6 protein-coding genes, 2 tRNA genes, 2 rRNA genes and 3 pseudogenes are annotated in these 14,343 nt (G+C 42.3%); 3 read left to right on the top strand and 10 right to left on the bottom strand.

What is annotated here, in order from left to right; genetic code table 11:
* Window positions 1-82: 82 nt before the first annotated feature.
* The 8 genes and pseudogenes from JFY49_RS00125 to JFY49_RS00090 all read right to left on the bottom strand — a co-directional run.
* A 23S ribosomal RNA gene (locus JFY49_RS00125) occupies window positions 83-2,975 on the bottom strand.
* Window positions 2,976-3,374: 399 nt separating this feature from the next.
* Window positions 3,375-3,450 (bottom strand) — tRNA-Ala (locus JFY49_RS00120).
* Between the two features lie 48 nt (window positions 3,451-3,498).
* Window positions 3,499-3,575: transfer RNA gene (locus JFY49_RS00115), tRNA-Ile, on the bottom strand.
* 61 nt (window positions 3,576-3,636) lie between these two features.
* Window positions 3,637-5,174: ribosomal RNA gene (locus JFY49_RS00110) — 16S ribosomal RNA — on the bottom strand.
* The 16S and 23S rRNA genes sit together here with 2 tRNA genes alongside, the layout of an rRNA operon.
* A gap of 428 nt (window positions 5,175-5,602) precedes the next feature.
* Window positions 5,603-5,791 (bottom strand): annotated as a pseudogene (locus JFY49_RS00105) (peptidylprolyl isomerase); the annotation flags it as partial.
* A 27-nt stretch (window positions 5,792-5,818) separates the two neighbouring features.
* Window positions 5,819-6,211 (bottom strand): annotated as a pseudogene (locus JFY49_RS00100) (transposase family protein); the annotation flags it as partial.
* 37 nt (window positions 6,212-6,248) lie between these two features.
* Complete coding sequence (locus JFY49_RS00095; protein WP_019384912.1) at window positions 6,249-6,653, bottom strand: transposase family protein; 405 nt, start codon at window positions 6,651-6,653, stop codon at window positions 6,249-6,251.
* An 87-nt stretch (window positions 6,654-6,740) separates the two neighbouring features.
* Window positions 6,741-7,124: pseudogene (locus tag JFY49_RS00090) on the bottom strand (peptidylprolyl isomerase); the annotation flags it as partial.
* 102 nt (window positions 7,125-7,226) lie between these two features.
* Between JFY49_RS00090 and JFY49_RS00085 the strand changes: the two are divergent.
* Window positions 7,227-7,895 (top strand): acetoacetate decarboxylase family protein, encoded by a 669-nt coding sequence (locus JFY49_RS00085; protein WP_171263255.1) that lies wholly within the window; start codon window positions 7,227-7,229, stop codon window positions 7,893-7,895.
* Between the two features lie 53 nt (window positions 7,896-7,948).
* Here the strand turns inward: JFY49_RS00085 and JFY49_RS00080 are convergent, their stop codons facing one another.
* Together JFY49_RS00080 and JFY49_RS00075 are read right to left on the bottom strand one after the other, a co-directional pair.
* Window positions 7,949-9,022, bottom strand: coding sequence for an alpha/beta hydrolase (locus JFY49_RS00080; RefSeq protein WP_200224772.1), 1,074 nt, complete (start codon window positions 9,020-9,022; stop codon window positions 7,949-7,951).
* A 738-nt stretch (window positions 9,023-9,760) separates the two neighbouring features.
* Window positions 9,761-11,056, bottom strand: coding sequence for an RNA-guided endonuclease InsQ/TnpB family protein (locus JFY49_RS00075; RefSeq protein WP_086197621.1), 1,296 nt, complete (start codon window positions 11,054-11,056; stop codon window positions 9,761-9,763).
* A 576-nt stretch (window positions 11,057-11,632) separates the two neighbouring features.
* Here JFY49_RS00075 and grpE point away from each other — a divergent pair.
* Together grpE and dnaK are read left to right on the top strand one after the other, a co-directional pair.
* Window positions 11,633-12,181: a nucleotide exchange factor GrpE gene (grpE, locus tag JFY49_RS00070; protein ID WP_086197579.1), complete on the top strand. Its 549-nt coding sequence runs from the start codon at window positions 11,633-11,635 to the stop codon at window positions 12,179-12,181.
* A gap of 122 nt (window positions 12,182-12,303) precedes the next feature.
* Window positions 12,304-14,247, top strand: a complete 1,944-nt coding sequence (dnaK, locus tag JFY49_RS00065) for a molecular chaperone DnaK (RefSeq protein ID WP_086197580.1) — start codon at window positions 12,304-12,306, stop codon at window positions 14,245-14,247.
* Window positions 14,248-14,343: the final 96 nt, after the last annotated feature.

Raw genomic sequence — 14,343 nt, 5'->3', positions numbered from 1 at the left:
TTCTTTAGCGTTCACTAAATCAAGCTGTTTTGCTTAATATCGAATTAATTGATGCTTTATACAACAACTGTTTGGGTGTTGTATAGTCAAGCCTCACGAGCAATTAGTATTGGTCAGCTTCACATATCACTATGCTTCCACATCCAACCTATCAACGTCGTAGTCTTCAACGGCTCTTTAGGAGACATAAAGTCTCGGGGAAATCTTATCTTGAGGTAGGCTTCCCGCTTAGATGCTTTCAGCGGTTATCCCTTCCGAACATAGCTACCCGGCGATGCGACTGGCGTCACAACCGGTACACCAGAGGTTCGTCCACTCTGGTCCTCTCGTACTAGGAGCAGATCCTCTCAAATTTCCAACGCCCACGGTAGATAGGGACCGAACTGTCTCACGACGTTCTAAACCCAGCTCGCGTACCTCTTTAAATGGCGAACAGCCATACCCTTGGGACCTGCTTCAGCCCCAGGATGAGATGAGCCGACATCGAGGTGCCAAACACCGCCGTCGATATGAACTCTTGGGCGGTATCAGCCTGTTATCCCCAGAGTACCTTTTATCCGTTGAGCGATGGCCCTTCCATACAGAACCACCGGATCACTAAGACCTACTTTCGTACCTGCTCGACTTGTGGGTCTCGCAGTTAAGCGCGCTTTTGCCTTTATACTCTACGCGTGATTTCCGACCACGCTGAGCGCACCTTCGTACTCCTCCGTTACTCTTTAGGAGGAGACCGCCCCAGTCAAACTACCCACCAGACATGGTCCTCGTCCCGGATAACGGGACAGAGTTAGAACCTCAATATTACCAGGGTGGTATTTCAAGATTGGCTCCACTAGGACTAGCGTCCCAGCTTCAAAGCCTCCCACCTATCCTACACAAGTAAGATCAAAGTTCAATGTCAAGCTGCAGTAAAGGTTCACGGGGTCTTTCCGTCTAGCCGCGGGTACACCGCATCTTCACGGCGATTTCGATTTCACTGAGCCTCTGCTGGAGACAGCGCCCCCATCATTATGCCATTCGTGCAGGTCGGAACTTACCCGACAAGGAATTTCGCTACCTTAGGACCGTTATAGTTACGGCCGCCGTTTACTGGGGCTTCGATCAAGAGCTTCGCTTACGCTAACCCCATCAATTAACCTTCCAGCACCGGGCAGGCATCACACCCTATACGTCCACTTTCGTGTTTGCAGAGTGCTATGTTTTTAATAAACAGTTGCAGGGGCCTGGTTTCTGTGGCTGCTCTCAGCTCAGGAAGCAAGTTCCATCACCAAAAGCAGCGTACCTTCTCCCGAAGTTACGGTACCATTTTGCCTAGTTCCTTCAGCAGAGTTCTCTCAAGCGCTTTGGTCTACTCGACCTGACCACCTGTGTCGGTTTCGGGTACGATTCCAGTGTAACTGAAGCTTAGAGACTTTTCCTGGAAGTATGGTATCAGCCACTTCACTGTACAAGTACAGCTTGCTATCAGATCTCAGCATAGAGCACCCCGGATTTGCCTAAGATGCATGCCTACTTCCTTCCACCTGGACAACCAACGCCAGGCTGACTTAACCTTCTCCGTCCTCTCATCGCATTACACTGAAGTATTGGAATATTAACCAATTTCCCATCGACTACGCCTTTCGGCCTCGCCTTAGGGGTCGACTCACCCAGCCCCGATTAACGTTGGACTGGAACCCTTGGTCTTTCAGCGAGCGGGTTTTTCACCCGCTTTGTCGTTACTCACGTCAGCATTCGCACTTCTGATACCTCCAGCAGACTTCTCAATCCACCTTCATCGGCTTACAGAACGCTCCCCTACCACGTATACAAAGTATACATCCGCAGCTTCGGCACATAGTTTTAGCCCCGTTACATCTTCCGCGCAGGCCGACTCGACTAGTGAGCTATTACGCTTTCTTTAAAGGGTGGCTGCTTCTAAGCCAACCTCCTAGCTGTCTATGCCTTCCCACATCGTTTCCCACTTAACTATGATTTTGGGGCCTTAGCTGGCGGTCTGGATTGTTTTCCTCTTGACTACGGACGTTAGCACCCGCAGTCTGTCTCCCGGATAGTACTCATTGGTATTCGGAGTTTGCATCGGTTTGGTAAGTCGGGATGACCCCCTAGCCGAAACAGTGCTCTACCCCCAATGGTATTCGTCCGAGGCGCTACCTAAATAGCTTTCGGGGAGAACCAGCTATCACCGAGTTTGATTAGCCTTTCACCCCTATCCACAAGTCATCCCCTGGCTTTTCAACGACAGTGGGTTCGGTCCTCCAGTCAGTGTTACCTAACCTTCAACCTGCTCATGGATAGATCACCCGGTTTCGGGTCTATACCCAGCAACTAAACGCCCTATTAAGACTCGATTTCTCTACGGCTCCCCTATTCGGTTAACCTCGCTACTGAATATAAGTCGCTGACCCATTATACAAAAGGTACGCAGTCACCGAACAAGTCGGCTCCCACTGCTTGTATGCATGCGGTTTCAGGATCTATTTCACTCCCCTCACAGGGGTTCTTTTCGCCTTTCCCTCACGGTACTGGTTCACTATCGGTCAGTCAGGAGTATTTAGCCTTGGAGGATGGTCCCCCCATATTCAGACAAGGTTTCACGTGCCTCGCCCTACTCGACATCATCATATAAGCCCTTTCGTGTACAGGACTATCACCTACTATGGTTGCACTTCCCAGAGCATTCCACTAAAGCTTATATGACTTAATGGGCTTTTCCCCGTTCGCTCGCCGCTACTGAGGGAATCTCAATTGATTTCTTTTCCTAAGGGTACTGAGATGTTTCACTTCCCCTCGTTCGCCTCGTAACACTATGTATTCATGTTACGATACCTACCTTATGGTAAGTGGGTTTCCCCATTCAGAAATCTCCGGATCACAGGATATTTGCCGCCTCCCCGGAGCTTATCGCAGGCTATTACGTCTTTCATCGCCTCTGACTGCCAAGGCATCCACCACATGCACTTAATTACTTGACTATACAACCCCAAACAGTCGTTTATCCCTACAAGTAGGATAAGCAACAGATTATGATGATTTCTCATCACTTTCTTACAGTTGGCGTTTGTGCACTTAAGCACTGTACAGCTTCAATTAGATTCATATACCAAAACGCTTGATTCAGTTTAATCGCTAGTAACTCATTTCTTAATCTTCATCAACCAGTCATAAATGACTGCTAATGTCGATTTTAAAACGAGTATGAACAATTTATTTCAACTCAAATATATTCTGTTAATGATTTTTCTCGTCTTCGTCAGATCGAGAAACTGTGATAAATCACAGAGGTTAATAACAATGCCGCGCATTATACGCCGCTTTCTTACTAAGCTCTATAAGCTATCTAACCGTTTGCTTATTATGCATCCGAAGATACATGGTGGAGACTAGGAGAGTCGAACTCCTGACCTCCTGCGTGCAAAGCAGGCGCTCTACCAACTAAGCTAAGTCCCCAGCTTATCAATAAGTCAATGTTTCTGATTTTCCGTACTTCGTCAGTAGTGGTGGGTCTGACAAGACTTGAACTTGTGACCCCACGCTTATCAAGCGTGTGCTCTAACCAACTGAGCTACAGACCCTCAGATACATCGTCATGAAGAACAACTTGTTGTGGATTCTTACCGATCGTCAATCTTTCGTTAAGGAGGTGATCCAGCCGCAGGTTCCCCTACGGCTACCTTGTTACGACTTCACCCCAGTCATCGGCCACACCGTGGTAAGCGTCCTCCTTACGGTTAGACTACCTACTTCTGGTGCAACAAACTCCCATGGTGTGACGGGCGGTGTGTACAAGGCCCGGGAACGTATTCACCGCGGCATTCTGATCCGCGATTACTAGCGATTCCGACTTCATGGAGTCGAGTTGCAGACTCCAATCCGGACTACGATCGGCTTTTTGAGATTAGCATCCTATCGCTAGGTAGCAACCCTTTGTACCGACCATTGTAGCACGTGTGTAGCCCTGGTCGTAAGGGCCATGATGACTTGACGTCGTCCCCGCCTTCCTCCAGTTTGTCACTGGCAGTATCCTTAAAGTTCCCGGCTTAACCCGCTGGCAAATAAGGAAAAGGGTTGCGCTCGTTGCGGGACTTAACCCAACATCTCACGACACGAGCTGACGACAGCCATGCAGCACCTGTATGTAAGTTCCCGAAGGCACCAATCCATCTCTGGAAAGTTCTTACTATGTCAAGACCAGGTAAGGTTCTTCGCGTTGCATCGAATTAAACCACATGCTCCACCGCTTGTGCGGGCCCCCGTCAATTCATTTGAGTTTTAGTCTTGCGACCGTACTCCCCAGGCGGTCTACTTATCGCGTTAGCTGCGCCACTAAAGCCTCAAAGGCCCCAACGGCTAGTAGACATCGTTTACGGCATGGACTACCAGGGTATCTAATCCTGTTTGCTCCCCATGCTTTCGTACCTCAGCGTCAGTATTAGGCCAGATGGCTGCCTTCGCCATCGGTATTCCTCCAGATCTCTACGCATTTCACCGCTACACCTGGAATTCTACCATCCTCTCCCATACTCTAGCTTCCCAGTATCGAATGCAATTCCTAAGTTAAGCTCAGGGATTTCACATCCGACTTAAAAAGCCGCCTACGCACGCTTTACGCCCAGTAAATCCGATTAACGCTCGCACCCTCTGTATTACCGCGGCTGCTGGCACAGAGTTAGCCGGTGCTTATTCTGCGAGTAACGTCCACTATCCCTAGGTATTAACTAGGGTAGCCTCCTCCTCGCTTAAAGTGCTTTACAACCAAAAGGCCTTCTTCACACACGCGGCATGGCTGGATCAGGGTTCCCCCCATTGTCCAATATTCCCCACTGCTGCCTCCCGTAGGAGTCTGGGCCGTGTCTCAGTCCCAGTGTGGCGGATCATCCTCTCAGACCCGCTACAGATCGTCGCCTTGGTAGGCCTTTACCCCACCAACTAGCTAATCCGACTTAGGCTCATCTATTAGCGCAAGGTCCGAAGATCCCCTGCTTTCCCCCGTAGGGCGTATGCGGTATTAGCATCCCTTTCGAGATGTTGTCCCCCACTAATAGGCAGATTCCTAAGCATTACTCACCCGTCCGCCGCTAAGTTATGGTGCAAGCACCACAACTCCGCTCGACTTGCATGTGTTAAGCCTGCCGCCAGCGTTCAATCTGAGCCATGATCAAACTCTTCAGTTTAAAATCAATAGTGCTTTATTCAAAACACCAAATCTGGCTCATCAATTTTCTGACAAATATTTCTCAAATAAACTTCGAGTAATTTCTACCATCAATCAATGAAAATAATTTCGATCAATCAACCAGTAAAAATCCACACAAGTTGTTCTTCATAATCTCTTAATGATCTATTCCCTACCTCGTCAGTAGAAAATATAACGCAATAAACATTTAACAACTTAACCTGTTCAGCTAAGTTCGTTTGCTGTATCGCGTCGGGATGAGCCCATTATAGGGCAATTTCTTACCCATGCAAGTGCTTTTAACTGATTGTTTTATTGAGTGTTGTATTTTTATGCACTAAGTTGGTTCATTTTTATTCTAATTCCAATATAAACATATAATTTTAAAGCAAAAATATGAATAAAATATTTCTGCTTTATTTTTTCTTAATTTTTCACCTCTGCTGCTTTAATGTTCACGCTGATAATTTTCACCACTTGTTTTGGTACATTTTGATGCATTCCAAAGTTTGCAGTCGGTACTTGAGTGATTTTATCGACCACATCCATGCCTTTCGTAACCTTACCAAACACGGCATAACCTGCATTCATCTGACTTCTGTTTAAAAAGTCATTAGACTTCCTTCATAAATCATTTTTCAATCAATTTAATTGTTTATCTTTCACCCAATCTAAATTGTATATGCCAGCAAGTAAATTAAACCGCAGGTTTAATCTTTTACGACGATTTCTATATACACAAGATAAAATCTTAAAACATTTCATCCTTCCAAATACATGCTCTACTTGAATTCGTCTACGACCAATCTCTCTATTTAACTTTTTTAATTCAGAATCTAGTTTTTCAGTTTTCTTTGCTTTAGATGGCATGAGGCATCCAAAACCCAATTTCTTTATCCCTAAATACCCCTTATCAACGATAAAAAAGGGCTTAAATTTTAATTTCCTCATACTTTTTTTAAATATTTTAAAATCATGCATGCTTCCATGACTTCCACATACACTCAGTATTTCACCTGTTGTATAGTGCATAGATAGCTGAAATTTAAAGGTATGTCGCTTTTTTTTACCGCTATACCATTTCTTCTGTTTTTTTTGGACGTTGAACTAATATTTCAGTTGCATCAATCACAACAACTTCCCAATCCACTTCATCTCGATTAGGAAGTTGTTTTGGCAAGTTAAATTTTCCAGAACGGATTAAGGTATCTTCAATAACACGTGTGATACGAATTGCACTCGTTTCAGATACACCGTAACTCATACCAAGATGGAAAAATGTTCGATATTCTCTCCAATATTCTATACATAAGAGCAAACGATCTTCCAACGATAATTTATGCGGTCGTCCTTTACCAATATGACCAGGTAAATGCTTATTTAGCTCGGCCAACATGAGGTTAAATGTAGCCCAACTAACACCGGTAAGCCTACGAAACTTAACGTCTGATAATTTTTGAATATCTTTGAATTTCATCCAAGGATTATCTCTTGAATTAAATAATTTTGCTGATTAATTTAAGATCAAATAAATTGTACGTTTTTTGATTTATGACGGAAGTCTATTGTCTACTGTATTAATAAAGAATTGGCTGGTTGCTGAATTAGGCATATTGGTTCGTGCCATGGCCAATGTGCCACGTAGGTTCTTTAAGCCATTATAGGATTCATTTTGAATAGGGGCTTTGGTCTTCTTCTCGACCATGTTGGCATCCATTCCTCCCCCCTGAATCATGAAGCCAGGAATCACCCGGTGAAAAATGGTGCCGTTATAAAAGTTATCTTTTACATAGCTTTCAAAGTTCTTTGCTGAAATAGGCGCTTTATCATTAAATAGCTCTATTTCAATATTTCCCATTGAGGTTTTCATTTCTACCAGGGTATTTGCAGCCATCACCTGCAAACTCATACATGCAGTACCAATAGCAAATAAGGCCTTTTTTAACATTTCTTTACTCTTCTACGTTAAGTTGTCATTGTGAATATCTATATATTAATCTTTCAATATAAATATAACAGCTTCTCTTTTTGATATAAAATGAGCATTACAATGAGCGAAGAATTAAATACAACTACTTTTTCCCTTTACCCACCTTGGCATTTACAGGGTGATGCTTTTATTTTGAATTACTGGTTAACGCCCAAATTTATTGCGCAGCATCGGACTTTTTATATTGCTCCTTCTCCAATTGGACGCGTGGTACAGGTCATATTGGTTCGTTATCATGATTCTCCTGTAGGCCCATATGATGAATTGCTGATCTTGGATCATCCTTTAATCAGTAAAAGACGTTTGTCTTCCATTCCGAAAATTTATGTTTCTACCAAAGCCTCTATGCTAAATGGTCAACATTTTTGGGGAATACCAAAACAGCTGGCCCAATTTGAATGGCTCATCCATGATGATGTGGTGTATTGCAATATCTGCTTTGAGCAACAAGAAATGAGTTTGTGCTTGCAGAAATATAAACATAGCCAGATTTTTTATGTGAATAGTCATCATTTACCTGCACGGCTGCTCAAGATCAATCAAGCCTGGCAAGGTTTACGCTATCAGTTCACACTACAATTTCGCGGTAAACTGAGTAAATTAAAACAGGCGAGCTGGAAAAACACCCAGAACATTTTTCCCGATTTTTCTCACGCCCGCTATTTACAGAGCTTTTATGTGCCAGAATTTAGTCTCATCTTACCTAAAGCTAAAATCGAGAAAAAATAAAGGTGTTTCACGTGAAACACCTTTATTATAAATGAATACCCAGCTCAAAAAATTTAAGCGTGTTTATCCCAAAACTTTCTATAGTTTTTACTGATTTCAATAAAATACTTTTTAGCACGATAAGAAACGGGTGTGAGATTGACAAAACCATGCGCTTGATCGCTATATTCCTGATAATGCACCTTTACGCCACGATGACGTAATTTATGTGCATAAATTTCCCCTTCATCATGTAATACATCATGACCTGCAGTCACCACAAACGTAGGCGGTAATTTGTCATGCTGACCATAGGTCGGTGAAATCAGCGGATCATCGAGTTCAACCTGATGCGTATCTGCATAATAATGGGTGACAAAATCCACATCTTTACCGGTTAAAACCAGTCCTTCATTGTAGGCATAAAATGAAGGATGACGGCTTTTAAAATCGACTGCCGGATAAAGCAGTAATTGCGCTTGCGGTGCATACACTTTATGAGCTGTACGTTGTGCAACTACCGTGCTGATATTCCCTCCAGCGCTATCCCCCGCCACTGAAATTCTATTTTTTAAGATTTTCAGCTGCTTTCTGTTTTGATAAACCCATGCCAAGGCATCTTCACAGCTTTGAATCAGTTGATTCGGACTCGCTTCAGGTGCTAAAGGATAGTCAATACTTAAAACCTGCACTTTGGCATGGACGGCAAGTAAACGGCAGACCTCATCATGCGAATCCAGACTGCCTACAACAAAGCCGCCACCATGAAAATACACCACCATGGGCAATTTTTTAGTGGGTGCAGGATGATAATGTCGCGCAAAGATGGTGCCGCTGTGTAAAGGTAAACGTAGATCTTCCACCTGTTTCACCGGTGTAGGCTTGGCTTTGATGGACTGCATTTGCAAATCAAAGCTTTTACGGGCATGAATAATATCTTCACTGACCAAACCACCACTACTGCCCCGTTTTAACTGGGCTGCCATCATGCATTGCACCAAGGGATCAAGTTCAGGATATTGATGCGGATATCTTAAAATTTTAACTAGAAATTTTTGTGCAAAACTGGGCAATCGATCTAAAGTACGTGCCGCTGTACCTTGACCTTTTTCTAACATGGTCTGTAAAGTTCGGCTAAAAGCAACCATCATGGCACCTTCCTTTTATTTTAATCTTGATATTTTCTACATGATCAGCCAATGCGTGACCATACGCTTATATCAGTCTAATTATCGGTATACACAGTAAAAACATTCATACGCTAATCTTCTTTTCATACCTTGTCATTGACAATTTCCATGTATATTTCGGCGTTTTTTTGCCACTCCCGCCCACAAAAAGAATGAACGTTATGGTTAAAAGATGCCTTCTGCTATCATTAGCAAGGCTATTTTTGGCTGCATGATTATCCCCTTTCCTGAAGATGGCACTTATTAAAATGATTCTTATACTTGCTAGGACTGTCATTATAACCAAGCCTAGGGTTCAGGTTATGACTAGCAATATAAAGGGGAGTAATTCCTCAACGTTGGAAATATGATTCCTTCGCCTATTATTTAGATCCTAATTTAGAGGGGGGGTCCGCTCAGAATCCTGATAAAATTTTGCTAAACAGATACATAAATTCTATTTATTCTGCATTTACTTAACTTTAGGCAAAAAAAAAGCTTATCCAGAGGTTGGATAAGCCTAGAAAACACATTTCTAAATACCAAGAAGAAACTACAGCGATAGAATCTGGGTTAAATAGTAAGCATATAAAGCATTTTTGTGAAATATATAATTTATTTAATATTAATCGTTTTTAAGTCTATTGACATACTCCCACCACTTTCGACTAGCTCCTTGCGAAACTCGTTTCTCAGGGATTCTAAAAGCAAAGGCTCTTAGGCGACTTCCTCACGGATTTCGCTTGCTTTCTGCTTCGCAGGGCGACCTTTACTGCGTCTTCCCTCCACAGACAAAACGGTATGTCCTACCGCTAAGATGTTACGAGATGCGTTAATATCCGCATTCGCAACATATCCACACGAAACGCACTCAAATTTAGCTTGAGTGGGTCTATTTTCTTTTGCAATATGACCACATGAACTACAAGTCTGACTTGTATATTTAGGGTCAACTTTAACGAGTAAACCACCTCGCCATTGCTGTTTGTACTCCAACATACCAACAAGCATTGACCAACCTTGATCTAGGATTGATTTGTTTAAGCCTGATTTGGCTTTCACATTCTTTCCTTGATTTTCAGGTGTTCTACTTGCTGACTTCGACATATTGGCTACTTTTAAGTCCTCAACTACGATCATTGCGTGGTTTTTGCTGAGCGTTGTCGTGACTTTGTGCAAGTAGTCATGCCGAATATTGGCAATATGATGATGTAGCTTGTTAATTTTTAAATTAAGTTTTTTCCAATTTTCGCTGAATTTGGTTTTCTTCTTCAACTTTCGTTGAAGCCTAGCTAATTTTAGTTGATTGGCTTTAAAGCTATTGATCGGCTCGAATACCTGACCATCTGATGTTGTAACCAATTTTTTGATGCCAAGATCAACACCAATAGCTGATTTCGATGGGTGAAGTGGCTGTTTGATTTCACGATTAGTACAAAATGAAACATACCAAAGTCCACAAATTTTCTTAATCGTTACACTTGTGATTTTACCAATAATTTCTTGTGATTTTTTAAATCTTATCCAACCTGTTCCTTTAGGCAAAGAAACTCGACCACCAGCAACATCACAATCTGCAAATGGTAGTCTAAAGGATTGCTCACCGTCTGATTTCTTCTTGAATCGTGGCATGAGTGGTCTAAGTTGAACTTCACTACCATCAGTCAATTTAAAGAATTTCGGCTTGCGTGGTTTACGCTTGTTTTCTTTTAGACGAGCATGTTCTTTTGGGTTGTAGTATTTGTTCCATGCCTGAGCAAGATCACGAATTTTTTGTTGTAAGCAAGCTGAATATGTTTGACCAAGAAAAGAAAATTCAGGTTTCTTTTTTAGAGGTACTAAATTCTTTTCAATGGTTTCGTAACGTATATATTCATCTTTGGCGAACATTTCAAACGATTTAGCAAGAATTTGATTCCACACAAAACGAGCAGAACCTATTGCTTGGTTAAGCAATATTTCCTGTTCTTTATTAGGTAGAAGCCTAAATTTATAGTGTTGTGAAATATTCATTAAATCATTGTTTACAAAAGAATTAATATGGGTGAATTATAGCAAAATAAAGCACTGTAATAAAGGCGATATTTGATTTTTTATGGCTATCGCCACTCGCTTATATCCCCCACCTGACTGTCGGTGGGGGTCTTACGCTCGATGAAGATAAAATCATTGCGAAGTTCATTCCTCTGCATGCAATCAAGCTTCTTAGATACATGGATATCAATTCTTTACTTCGGAACAGCCTATTATAACTGCTGTTGCGGTTAGTCCATCCATTATAGATCATAATGTGTATTTGTATCATGATCGGCTGTTCAAAAGAGTGAAACTGGTAGCTGGCTTAAATTCAGATATTCACCCGCCATCTCTCCATCATTTTGTGTTCTATTTTAGAAAAATAATGCTTTTTAATAATTTTAATCAAATTAAACAGATTTAATCGCTTATCTCGCTTGAATTTTTAGCGTCTGCCCCGAACTCTGTATTAATCATGAATTTTATCACTCATGGCAGTTCAGGATTAACGCAGTTAGCACTGAGGCCAAAAGGACTGACATGTTTAAAAACCCATTCAAACGGAGTAAATCTATGGCAACTGAGCAGAATCAAGACGCTCAAGATCTAGGGCAAGAGCAAGCTGAGCAACAAACAGTAGAATCTCAAGCTGAACCTGAACAGTCAGAAGTTACCGTTGAATCTTTACAAGAGCAGATTGCACAGCTTGAAGGTGACTTGAAGTTAGAAAAAGCCCGTACAGCCAATGCAGTTTATGAAGCACAAAAAAGCGTAGAACGTATTCAACGTGAAGCTGAAAAGCATAAAGAGACCGTGATTGAGAAGTTTGCTAAAGAGCTGCTCGACACTGTCGATAATTTAGAGCGTGCCATTCAAGCGGCTGGGGATATTGAATCGCCATTACTTGAAGGCGTTCAACTGACCCATAAATCATTACTCAGTACGCTGGAAAAATTTAACGTTGTAGAAGTCAACATGAACAACGGTTTCAATGCTGATTTACATCAGGCCGTCGGTATTGCACCTGACGTCAAAGCTGGTGAAATCGGTACCGTATTACAAAAAGGTTATGCCCTTTCAGGCCGTTTACTGCGTCCAGCAATGGTCCTCGTAGGTCAATAAGGTATAGAAATTCGAGAGTTTTTCTATTTTTTTCATGCAAACAACTTGAAAAATTTTGAATGGCTCTCATATCGGATAACAAGCAAAAACATTGCAAAAAATAATTTTGAGGAAACATCCAAATGGCTAAAATCATTGGTATTGACTTAGGTACAACAAACTCTTGTGTTGCCGTACTTGAAGGCGACAAAGTTAAAGTCATCGACAACGCTGAAGGCGCGCGTACAACTCCATCTATTATTGCCTATAAAGATGGCGAAATTCTGGTTGGTCAATCTGCGAAACGTCAGGCAGTGACTAACCCTAAAAACACATTATTCGCGATCAAGCGTTTGATCGGCCGTAAGTACCAAGACCAAGCAGTACAAAAAGACATCGGTTTAGTGCCTTACAAAATTATCCAGGCAGACAATGGCGATGCTTGGGTTGATGTGAATGACAAGAAACTTGCACCACAACAAATCTCTGCTGAAATCTTGAAAAAGATGAAAAAAACTGCAGAAGACTATTTAGGTGAAACAGTTACTGAAGCGGTAATTACTGTTCCTGCTTACTTCAACGATGCACAACGTCAAGCCACTAAAGATGCAGGTAAAATTGCCGGTTTGGACGTTAAACGTATCATCAACGAACCAACTGCTGCAGCTCTTGCGTTCGGTATGGACAAGAAAGAAGGCGACCGTAAAATCGCGGTTTATGACTTGGGTGGTGGTACTTTCGACGTATCCATCATTGAAATTGCTGACTTGGATGGCGACCAGCAAATCGAAGTATTATCTACAAACGGTGATACTTTCCTAGGTGGTGAAGACTTCGATAACGCTTTAATTGAATTCCTGGTTGAAGAATTCAAGAAAGAACAAAGCGTGAACTTGAAACAAGATCCTCTTGCATTACAACGTTTGAAAGAAGCCGCTGAAAAAGCAAAAATCGAGCTTTCTTCTTCTAATGCAACTGAAATTAACCTTCCATACATCACTGCAGATGCGACTGGTCCTAAACATTTAGTGATCAATGTAACGCGTGCAAAACTTGAAGGTTTGGTTGCTGATCTGGTCGCTCGTACTATTGAACCATGTAAGATTGCACTTAAAGATGCCGGTCTTTCAACTTCAGACATCTCTGACGTGATTCTGGTTGGTGGTCAGTCTCGTATGCCACTTGTACAACAAAAAGTACAAGAATTCTTCGGCAAAGAGCCACGTAAAGACGTAAACCCTGACGAAGCTGTAGCGATTGGTGCTGCAATTCAAGGTGCGGTATTGTCTGGTGACAAAACTGACGTATTGCTTCTTGACGTAACTCCATTGACGCTTGGTATTGAGACTATGGGCGGCGTGTTAACTGCAATTATCGAGAAAAATACCACGATTCCTGCTAAGAAATCTCAAGTGTTCTCAACTGCTGCAGACAACCAGCCTGCTGTAGACATTTCGGTTTACCAAGGTGAACGTAAAATGGCGCAGCAAAACAAATTGTTGGGTAACTTCCAGTTAGGCGACATCCCACCTGCTCCACGTGGTGTACCACAAATTGAAGTATCGTTCGATATCAATGCTGACGGTATCTTAAAAGTGTCTGCAAAAGACAAGAGCACTGGTAAAGAACAATCAATTCAAATTAAAGCAAACTCTGGTTTGAGCGATGCTGAAATTGAAGCGATGATCAAAGATGCGGAAGCAAATGCGGAAGAAGACCGTAAGTTCGAAGAACTGGCTAAAGCTCGTAACGAAGCTGATGCTTTAGTTTCTAGCGCGCAAAAAGCAGTAAAAGATCTGGGCGAACAAGTGACTGCTGACGAAAAAACTGCGGTTGAAACTGCGGTTTCTGAACTTGAAGCTGCAACCAAAGAAAATGATGTTGAAGACATCAAAGCGAAAACTGAAGCACTTCAAAACATCATCATGCCGATCACTCAACGCGCTTATGAAGCTGCGCAAGGTGCTCAAGGCGGTGCGCAAGGTTTTGATCCAAATGCATTCCAAGGTGATGCGGGTCAACAACAAAAAGCAGATGACGGCGTTGTAGATGCTGAGTTCACTGAAGTTAAAGATGACAAAAAATAATTTGTCGAATTAACAGAAAAAAGACCGCGCGCAAGCGCGGTTTTTTTATTTTTATTTCAGCTTAATTGTTATACAGTATAGAAAAATAATGATTTT

This window comes from Acinetobacter sp. CS-2, assembly GCF_016599715.1.
Classification (GTDB): Bacteria; Pseudomonadota; Gammaproteobacteria; order Pseudomonadales; family Moraxellaceae; genus Acinetobacter.
This window is presented reverse-complemented; position numbering and strand designations above follow the sequence as displayed.